Source organism: Kitasatospora sp. NPDC059327 (assembly GCF_042752535.1).
Classification (GTDB): Bacteria; Actinomycetota; Actinomycetes; order Streptomycetales; family Streptomycetaceae; genus Kitasatospora.
Map to the genome: position 1 here is coordinate 22378 of NZ_JBHYYB010000068.1, position 9222 is coordinate 31599.

The window sequence follows — 9222 nt, forward strand, 5'->3', positions numbered from 1 at the left end:
GCGCCGACCGTTCGGGGGGAGGGGCGATCAGCCGCAGGTGGCGCCGACGGACTTCCAACTGGCCGCGTCGACCATGGTGGTGGGCGCGAAGGCCTCGTTCGGGAACTCCTTGCCGTTCTTGAGCTTGTCGTACATGGTCTGGACGGCCAGCGCGCCGACGTCCTTGCCGTTGATGAACAGCGCGGCCTTCATGCCCGAGGGCTTGCCGGAGCCCCAGTTCTTGCAGGCGAGGTAGGCGCCCAGGCCCACGCCGATCACCCGGTCGGCGCCGATGCCGGCGTTCTCCAGCGCGGTGACGCCACCCTGGACGTTCTCGTCGTTGCAGCCCCACACCACCCAGTTCTTCACGCCCGGGTTGGCGGTGACCGTCGCGGCGATCTTGTCCTGGGCACCGGTCGGGGTGTTGTCGGTGGGCACGTCGATGTTCTGGACGCCGGGGGCGGCGGCGCCGAACGCCTCCTTGGCCGCCTTGACCCGGTCGCCGCAGACCGTGACGTCCTGCTTCCACGCCGAGATGGTGCGGGTCTCGGCCGGGTTCCAGCCGGCCTTCTTGTACTCCTCGGCCGCGCGCTTGCCGACCTCGCCGCCCATCTGGGCGCCGGAGAAGCCGATCCGCGGGACGAGGTTCTCCTTCGCGCACGCCGCGGGGTCGGGTCCGTTGGTGCAGATCTGGTCGTCCGAGGTCAGCAGCGCGATCTTGGCGTCCTTCGCGGCCTGGACCACCTGCGGGCCGACCGCCGGGTCCGGCACCACGATGATGACGCCGTTGGTCTTCTGCGCGACGGCCGCCTGGACCTCGCTGATCGTCTTGTTGGCGTCGTTGCCCAGGTTGACCACCTTGAGGTCCACGCCCAGCTCGGCCGCCTTGGCCTTCGCCCCGGCGGCCTCGCCGACGAAGTACTCCTGGTCGCCCTGCTTCTGGAGGTAGGTCATCGAGATCTTCCCGTCGACCTTGGCGACCGGGGCGTCGCCGGCCTTGGTGGACTCCTGACCGGTCGAACACGCGGTGGTCAGACCGAGGCTGAGCAGCAGCCCCGCTGCGGCGACGGTGCGGCTGGTGGTACGGAACATGGGGAGCTCCTTCGGGACCGCACCCGCTGCCGGAGGCGGACGGGGTGCGGTGGGGCGCGGGGTACGTGGGGCCCACGGCGGCGGACCGCCGGTGTGGAGAGGACGGGCTGGTCGGATTCGACTTCGCACACGGGGTGGAGGGTGAATCAAACGTAATGAACCAGAAACGAACAGGTTCAAACGCGGTGGGGATATGACACCTCTGTTCCGGAATCCGCGTCAAGGGTGTGTCGGTGTCGATACCACCTTGTGACGTGCGGTGCTGGGCCGTCGGGGGGCCGAGTCCGACTCCCCGGGTCCGTTGTTGTTCGATTCCGGAGGGTTGGATCCGAACAGGTAACGCTTCGATAACGCCGCAGGACTGCCCCGGGCCGAACCTCTCCTAGTTCTGCGACCCGTGCGCCGACCAGCGCATATGCAGCGGGGAGTGTCCGGCCCGGAGCCCGAGGAGCAGAGTGAGAGAGCCCGAAACGTCCTGGAGCGCCTTCGTGCCCCGGGGGGAACAGCCCCGGCGGGGCGCCCCCGACGGCGCTACCCGAACGGGGGAGGGGCCGCCGGGCGCGGCGGGCCGGTCCGGGCCGCTCCCGGCGGACCGGGAGCCGACGATCGTGGTCCGCCGCCCGCCCGCCACCGTTCCGGCCGCGCGGCCGCTGCCGCCGGACACCCCCGACGCCGTCCGGCGGCGCGCGCCGTCACGCGGTGTCCTGTGGTGGATGTTGGCGGTTTCGGCCACGGCGCTCGCCGGGGGCACCACCGCCGCCGTCCGGTTCGACGCGCCGAAGGGCAGGGCGCCCGAGCGGGAGGTCACGGTCACGGTGAGCCCGGCGGCCCGGCCCGCCGCGCCGACGTCCGGGCCCTCCGCCGGTGCGGCCGTCCGGACGGGCGGCGCGCTCCCGCCGGCGCCGTCGGCGTCGAGGGGCGGGAGTACCACCACCCCGCCGACCGGCCACGGGACGGTGCCGCCGAGCCCCGACCGGTCGACCCCGCCGGTTCCCGGTGCGCTCGTCCCCGTCGGCGGGCCGTCGCCCACCGGGCACTCCGCGCCCGACGCCGCGTCGGAGCGAGCGGCGCTGCCGGCCGGGCCCTCGCCGGCCCCGAGCCCCGGCGAGGCGGTCCGGCCGTCCCCCGAGCCGCCCGTCGCCCCGCCGCGCGAGGCCCCGTCGGAGAGCCCGGCCCGACCTCCCGCGGCATCCGGGCCGTCGCCCACCCCGAGCGCCGGCGACCCGGGCGGGCCCGTCGTGCCGATCCCGAGCGCCTCCGGGGCGGGCCGCCCCGCCCCGGATCCCGCGCCCGCCCGTCCGGGCGACTGACACCGGCGCACGGCAGCACACACGATCCACTGCTTCCCGGGGGGAAGCCGAACGGTAAGGAGCGGTTCGGATGGTCAACAGCGTCACGGGCCAGTACGGCCAGTACGGCCAGCACGACGTCTACGCGGCCCAGTGCCCCTGCCGGGCGATGCTCGACCTGCTGGCCAACAAGTGGTCGGCCCTGGTCATCGGCGCGCTCGAACCCGGTCCCCAGCGTTTCGGGGAGCTCCAGCGGCGCCTGCAGGGCGTCAGTTCCAAGGTGCTCACCCAGACGCTGCGGCGGCTGGAGGACGCGGCCCTGCTGACCCGGACCGTCTACCCGGCGGTCCCCCTCCACGTGGAGTACGCCCTCACGGAGCTGGGCCACGGCGCGGCCGTCCCGCTCCGCCTGCTGCGCACGTGGGTCGAGGGCACGGTCGACGGCGACGGTCCCCAGGTGTCGCCTCAGTCACAGCCGTAACGAATCGGCATACCCGCGGGACGTCCGGCTCCCGTACGCCTCCTAAGCGAGCAGGTACCGAGACGGTGCCGACAACTCCTCCTCGCCGGAAGGTGACCACGTGTCCACCCCCCGCAGTCTGATTCTCGCGGGTGCCACCGCACTCGTTCTGTCGACGCTCCCCGCCGGTCTCGCGGGCGCCACCGCCGATGCCGCGTCGGCCGGCCCCTCCGCTCCGGCGCCGAGCCTCGACGTGTCGCTGCAGAGGGGCCTGGAGCCGTCGGTGGCCGGGGTGCCGAGGGAGTTCGAGGTGGGCGGAACCGCCGGGGAGTTCACCTACACCATCGCCAACCCGTCGGCCCACGACTTCGTGGCCTTCGCCCTGCTGAAGTTCAAGAACCAGGCCGGCAACCTGCGGGCGGCCGACCTCAAGGTCGAGTACCGGCTCCCCGGTGGCGGTATGTGGCTCGCCGGATCCCTTGCCCCGGGTGGCGAGGGGACGGACGGCAGCGTCCTGGTGGTGCTCGGGGCCAAGGCGGGCGACGGCGTCGCGGACGACGCGCTCCTGGCGGTGCGGAAGGGGCGCACGGTGGCCCTCAAGGTCCGGGTGTCGTTCGCGACCGGGGCGCCGCTCGGCAAGGCCGGCGTCGCGCCGGTGACCTTCGCCTCGCGGCTCGACGACAAGACCGGACAGCCGGTGGACCGGGGCAGCTTCGGCTGCGCGTGCGCCGTGGGCTGTGCCGGGTTCAAGATCAAGAAGCCGGCCCCTCCCGCCCCGACCCGGACGGCCACGCCGACGGTGAAGCCCACGCCGACCGTCACGCCCAAGCCGACGCCGACCGCGACGCCCACGCCCACGCCCACTGCGACGATGAAGCCGACGCCGACCGCGACGCCGACGCCGACGCCCACGCCGACCGCGACGCCCACGCCCACCGCCACGATGAAGCCCACGCCGACCGCCACGCCGACGCCCACGCCTACGCCGACCGTCACCCCCACGCGCTCGGCCACGCCCACGCAGACCACCACGCCCAGCCCCGCACGGAGCGCTTCACCGGCTCCCACCACTCCCGCCCCCACGGCCTCGGAGGAGCCGACCGACGCCGTCACCGAGGAGGCCGGGCAGCTGCCGGTGCCCTTCCCGATGGACCCCCCGACCAGCGAGCCGCTGACGATCCACCCGGTCGCGGTGGCCAAGGCGAACAGCACGGCCGACGCCCTGGAGCGGGGCCTGGCGCAGACCGGCGGCGGTGACAACGAGGCGCTGATCGCCGGCGCGGGCGCCGCCATGCTGGCCGTCGGCGCCGGTTCCCTCGTCCTGCTGCGGCGCCGCAGGACGGCGCGCCACGGCTGACGTGAGGAGGGGGCGGGGGCGGGTCCGGAATCCGGGTCCCGCCCCCGCCCTGTGCCGTCGAGAGCGGCGACACGAGGGTACGGCGACCGGTCGGTCCGGGCGGTCCGGTCGGGGGCGTCGGTGGGTGCCACCGTCCGGCGACCGCCCGGCACCGTAGCGGTCAGGCGCTGCCGCGTCCTGGATCGGAGGAGAGGGGATCCGGAGCCGGGGACGTCGCGGAAGGGCTCGGCGAGGAGACCTGTCGGACGGCGGCGACGGAGACGCCGGACGGGGTGGGTGTGGGGGCGCTGGGGCGGACGGTACCGGGCGATTCGTTCGAAGGGCCGGGTGTGGGAGTGCCGGGGCGGACGGTGGCGGGGGGTTCGCTGGTGGCACCGGGCGTCGGGAGGCTCGGCCGGCCGGTCTGCGACGGGACCGACGGCCGCCGTGTCCTGGCGGGTGCGGGTGCGGGCGGGGTCGGCTCCGCCGTCGGCGTCTCGGCCGATCGCTTCGGAGCCGGTTCGTCGGTGGACCCGGCCCCGGGCGCCCGGGTTCTGGCACCCGGCGGGGCGGAGCCCTCCGGAGGCTGCGCGGCGGAGGAGGGCGGAGCGGCACCGGAGTCCGGCGGCCGGGCAGCGGCCTGCGGGCCCGTCGCGGACGGCGGTGCGTCGGCCGGCCCGGTGCCCGGAGTCGCGTCCGGCCCCTCGGTGCGGTCCGCCGCGGGAGGGGGTGACGGGCTCGCGGTGCCGGGCGGGACGTCGACCGCGGTCGCCTCCGGCCGGGGTGCGCCGTCCGCCTCGCCGTGCACCAGCGCCGCGACGCCGCCGAGGAGGGCGCTCGCCGACAGGGCCAGCGACCACCACACGACGCCGCGCGCACCCCGCCGGAGGGCGGCGGACCGGGCGTGGCCCGGCGGCAGGGCACGCGCGGCGAGCGCGGCGGCGCTCCCGCGGTGGCGCGGGCCGACGGGCACGGGCCGCTCCGGTCGCTCCGGTCGCTCCGTTCGGACGACCGCGATCTCCATCGTCGGGGCCTCGGAGGAGCAGGAGCCGCAGAACGGGGCGACCTGCTCGACCGGGGGCGTCCGATCGTGCGGCCGGCCGTCGGGCGTGGACTGCAGGGCGGCGACGTAGCGGCAGGTTCGGGCGGCGATCGCGGCGGCGTTGACGCGCCAGGCGCCGTCGGGGTCGCCCTGGCCGGTCGGGCCCGTGTCCGGGCCGGTGATCTGCCGTCGCCCGGCGGCCTGGACGAGGGCTCGCAGGATCTCCCGCCGACACGTCTCCGGCATCGAGGCGAGGGACGGGCCGCCGGGTCGCCAGGAGGAACCGCGCTCCGTCGCCAATACGACCGTTCCCGCCGTGGGGCGGCGCTCCGGTGAGGTAGCGGGCAGGGCGGGCAGCCGGTCCCTCGGCGGCTGCCCCGAAGGGGTCCCCCCGTCGGCCGCGGGGTCGAACCACCCCTGCGGCCGACGGGTCGTGCGGACGACTCCGGTGGACCGGGTGGGGTCGTCGTCGCCGGGACGGGGGCCGGTGTCCGGCTGGTCCGGCGTGTCGCCGCGGCGCCTGAAGGCGTTCCAGGACGTCGAGGGCTCTGTCATCGTTCTCCCTTGTGCGTGGGATCGGCGGGCGGCCGTCCCTGGGCGCGGGTCGTCAGCGGGGGAGGGCCGCGACCCGGCTCATCCGGCGGCGGACCGCGAGGACCAGGGGGTTGGACTCCGGGTTCGGGGCGACGACCAGCAGGGTCGCCAGGAGGGCGGCTCCGACGGCGGCCGCCTCGGCGTCGGGGACCAGGCGCCAGGACGCGGCCGCCTGCCGCACGGCGAAGCGGGCCGGTCGGCTGGCCGGGCCTTCGAGCCGGGCCCATCCGTCGGCGACCAGCGTCCAGAGCTTGGCCGCGCACCGGGCGTCGCCCGCCAACCAGGCGAGGTCGGCGCGGGCCTCGGCCGCGGTGAGCGTGTACCGGTGACGGGCGCCGTACGTCGTGGCCAGGGTGATCAGCAGCTGGTCCATCCCCTGGACGGCCAGGGCGAGGTCGTGGCGGCGGGCCGCGCTGAGCGCCAGTTCCAGGACGCGGCGGTGCTCGGCGGGCAGGTCGGCGGCCCCGGTCCTGACGCTGTCGTCGCTCCTCGTGCGCGGGCGGCTCGTCGCGCGCGGAAAGCGCAGGCAGCACCGTCCGGCGGGGTCGATGTACAGCCCGATCCGGTCGCGCTCCCAGGGGTCCCGGCAGTCCTGTTCGTCCCGGTCGGGCGTGGACGGGTCGGTGACGACGAGTCGCAGCCCGGGCCGCGCCGCGCGGGAAGGACGGTCGCCCGGCCCGTCGCCGGGGGACGACGGTCGGCCGAAGGCGACGGCTCGCGGGTGGTCCGACGTCCAGCGTGCGGTCACGACGCTCCTCCCCGGCAGGCCGTGGAGGAGGCGACCGTTCCGGTGTTCGGAGCGGGGAGCCGGTGACCGGCCGGCGGCGGGGCGGCGTCCGGGTCGCGCACCGGCCGGCGCGAGGGGCGGCAGGACAACATGCGGATGGTTCTCCTTCGGTCGTACGCGGCTGCTCCGGCTCCCGGGCCCTGAAGGGCGGGATATGAAGGAGAAGGTCCGATCCGCAGGGCGATCCCGGGCCGTTATCGAACAGTTGTCATCGACCGTCGGGCGGGCGGCGATCCTGTCGGCGGACGCGCGGACCACCGCGCGGCGCGCCCCCGGGTACCCGGGCACCGGGAGAGCCGGGCCGATGCCGGCGGACGCCGATGTGCGGTGGTGATTGCAGTTTGGTCGCATTGCTGCGACGAGATGACCAGCATGTTGCGATTCTGTTGACAGGTGCCTTCTGAGCAGCCAAGCTACCCCCCAATATGTTGATTTCCGTGTAAAGGTGTCGCTTGCTGTTCGGTTTGGAGTGAAGTCTCTCCGACTGGACCTGGGCGCGGGACCGCGCGGATGGCATCAAGGAACCCTGCATGAGAAGAGTGGGATCCGTATGCGCGGGCCTTCTGAGCCTGCTTCTGTCGGTGATGGTCTGGGCGCCGGCCGTATCGGCCGCCCCCGTCGTCACCTCGACCGGGACCCAGTTCCCGGACACCGCCGGCCAGGGGGTACAGGCACACGGCGGCGGCGTGATCAAGGTGGGCGAGTACTACTACTGGTTCGGTGAGGACCGCGGCGAGGACAACCTGTTCCGCTACGTGTCGACCTACCGCTCCAAGGACCTGAAGACCTGGGAGCCCCGGGGGCACGCCCTCACCCAGCAGTCCTCGCCGGAGCTCGCCACCGCCCTGATCGAGCGGCCGAAGGTGCTCTACAACGCCAAGACCGGCCAGTTCGTGATGTGGATGCACAAGGAGGCCGACTCCTCCTACGCCGAGGCACGGGCGGCGGTGGCGGTCTCCGCCACGGTGGACGGCCCCTACGAGTGGAAGGGGTCGTTCCGTCCGAAGGACCCGGCCGGTAACGAGTACATGTCGCGTGACATCACCGTCTACGAGGACAAGGCCGCCGGCAAGGCCTACATGATCTCCTCCGCGAACTACAACGCCGATCTGATGATCTACGAGCTCACCGAGGACTACACGCAGATCAAGGGCGTCGTGGCGAACCCGTGGCCCGGCCAGCACCGTGAGTCGCCGGCGCTCTTCAAGCGCGGCGGCGTGTACTTCATGCTCACCTCCGGGACCAGCTACTGGGACCCCAACCAGCAGAAGTACGCCACCGCCAGCAGCCTCGCCGGGCCGTGGACGTCGATGCGGGACGTCGGCAACAGCAACGGCCACCAGTCGCAGACCGCGTTCGTGCTGCCGGTGGAGGGCAGCGAGACCACCTCCTACCTCTACCTGGGCGACCGCTGGGCGGGCGTGTGGTCCGACCCGAAGCGGGTCAACGACTCCACCTACGTGTGGCTCCCGCTGGAGTTCCCGGAGCCGACGACGATGGTCCTCCCGTGGTACACCGAGGTCTCGATCGACACGGCGACCGGACGCGTCCTCGGCACGGGCGGGGACCCGCTCAGCACCATGGCCAACAAGGGCAGCGGCCGCTGCGCGATCGTCCCCGGCAACGTCTCCGACAACAACGTCGCGGTGGAACAGGGCGCCTGTGACAGCGGCCTGAACAGCCAGTGGCGCTTCACCGACCCGAGCGGCGGCTACGTCCGCGTGCTCGCCCAGCACAGCGGCAAGTGCCTCGACGTCGCGGACAACTCGACCGCGAATGGGGCCGAGGTCAAGCAGTACGACTGCGGCTGGGGCAGCAACCAGCGCTGGCGGTTCGAGGACCTGAGCGACGGCTACTCCCGGATCGTCGCCCAGCACAGCGGCAAGTGCCTCGCCGTCCGGGACGGCTCCACCGAAGCCGGCGCGCACCTGGTCCAGACGGACTGCGGCAGCGCCGCGAGCCAGGCCTGGAAGCTCACCAAGGTGGGCGCGCCGGTCACCCCGACCGACCCGACCACCCCGACCGACCCGTCCAACGGTGGCACCGGGGGCAAGGCGGACCAGCAGATCAGCACCTCGGTCAAGGCCGGCGTGCTCACCATGACCGCCGCGACCGACGCCGTCCGGATCCCCTCGGTCACCTTCGGTGCGGGCGGGGCCTCGACCGGCACCCTGAACCCGGCGGCCGTCAAGGACTTCCGCGGCGGGACGACCGGCTGGTCGCTCACCGGCAAGGTCACCGACTTCGCCGGGCCGCGCGGAAAGATCGACGCCGGACGCCTGAGCTGGACGCCGACCTGCGACACCAAGGCCGAGAGCCCGAGCACCTGCCAGGCCGGCAGCTCCGGGGTCGTCGGCAAGGACGGCGCGACCCTGGCCTCCGTCCCCGACGGCGCCCTGACCGGTGGCGAGTTCACCGCCGGTGCCACCGTCTCCCTGGACGTCCCGAAGTTCACCCCCGTCGGTGACTACACCGGAACGCTCACCCTCACCCTCCTCTGATCCACCCCGCGTGGGGGGGGCCCCGGGGGCGGCCCCCCGGCGGCGATACCCCCGGGGCCCCGCGGGCCCTCGTGCATGAGGAGGTCCAGGACGGACAGGTTCGGGGCCCAGCCCCGTAGGTCGGCCCCGTACGGGGGGTGGG

The 9222-nt window shown here is 74.2% G+C and carries 6 protein-coding genes and 1 pseudogene; 4 read left to right on the plus strand and 3 right to left on the minus strand.

Annotated elements, in window-relative coordinates; translation table 11 throughout:
• Positions 1 to 27 precede the first annotated feature (27 nt).
• Positions 28 to 1071: a substrate-binding domain-containing protein gene (locus ACFXHB_RS31525; protein WP_380578095.1), complete on the minus strand. Its 1044-nt coding sequence runs from the start codon at positions 1069 to 1071 to the stop codon at positions 28 to 30.
• Between the two features lie 1380 nt (positions 1072 to 2451).
• On the opposite strand from ACFXHB_RS31525, the gene ACFXHB_RS31530 reads away from it, so the two are divergent.
• A complete protein-coding gene (locus ACFXHB_RS31530; RefSeq protein ID WP_380578096.1) occupies positions 2452 to 2841 on the plus strand; it encodes a winged helix-turn-helix transcriptional regulator in 390 nt (129 codons plus the stop codon).
• 100 nt (positions 2842 to 2941) lie between these two features.
• Positions 2942 to 4177, plus strand: a complete 1236-nt coding sequence (locus ACFXHB_RS31535) for an LPXTG cell wall anchor domain-containing protein (protein ID WP_380578097.1) — start codon at positions 2942 to 2944, stop codon at positions 4175 to 4177.
• Between the two features lie 160 nt (positions 4178 to 4337).
• Here the strand turns inward: ACFXHB_RS31535 and ACFXHB_RS31540 are convergent, their stop codons facing one another.
• Together ACFXHB_RS31540 and ACFXHB_RS31545 are read right to left on the minus strand one after the other, a co-directional pair.
• The gene (locus ACFXHB_RS31540) at positions 4338 to 5444 is read right to left on the minus strand and encodes a hypothetical protein (protein WP_380578098.1); all 1107 of its coding nucleotides are present in this window, start codon (positions 5442 to 5444) and stop codon (positions 4338 to 4340) included.
• A 361-nt stretch (positions 5445 to 5805) separates the two neighbouring features.
• Entirely contained in the window at positions 5806 to 6540 is a 735-nt protein-coding gene (locus ACFXHB_RS31545) for a hypothetical protein (protein WP_380578099.1), read from the minus strand.
• A 623-nt stretch (positions 6541 to 7163) separates the two neighbouring features.
• Between ACFXHB_RS31545 and ACFXHB_RS31550 the strand changes: the two are divergent.
• Both ACFXHB_RS31550 and ACFXHB_RS31555 read left to right on the plus strand, forming a co-directional pair.
• A pseudogene (locus ACFXHB_RS31550) lies at positions 7164 to 7880 on the plus strand (family 43 glycosylhydrolase); the annotation flags it as partial.
• A gap of 195 nt (positions 7881 to 8075) precedes the next feature.
• Positions 8076 to 9080 carry an RICIN domain-containing protein gene (locus tag ACFXHB_RS31555; RefSeq protein ID WP_380578110.1) on the plus strand — a complete coding sequence of 335 codons (1005 nt, stop codon included), beginning with the start codon at positions 8076 to 8078 and terminating at the stop codon, positions 9078 to 9080.
• Positions 9081 to 9222 lie beyond the last annotated feature (142 nt).

What these genes read in the sequence shown, in the direction of transcription:
- ACFXHB_RS31525 (WP_380578095.1), bottom strand. Translation starts at nt 1,071, where the DNA reads ATGTTCCGTACCACCAGCCGCACCGTCGCCGCAGCGGGGCTGCTGCTC.
- ACFXHB_RS31530 (WP_380578096.1), top strand. Translation starts at nt 2,452, where the DNA reads ATGGTCAACAGCGTCACGGGCCAGTACGGCCAGTACGGCCAGCACGAC.
- ACFXHB_RS31540 (WP_380578098.1), bottom strand. Translation starts at nt 5,444, where the DNA reads ATGCCGGAGACGTGTCGGCGGGAGATCCTGCGAGCCCTCGTCCAGGCC.
- ACFXHB_RS31555 (WP_380578110.1), top strand. Translation starts at nt 8,076, where the DNA reads ATGGTCCTCCCGTGGTACACCGAGGTCTCGATCGACACGGCGACCGGA.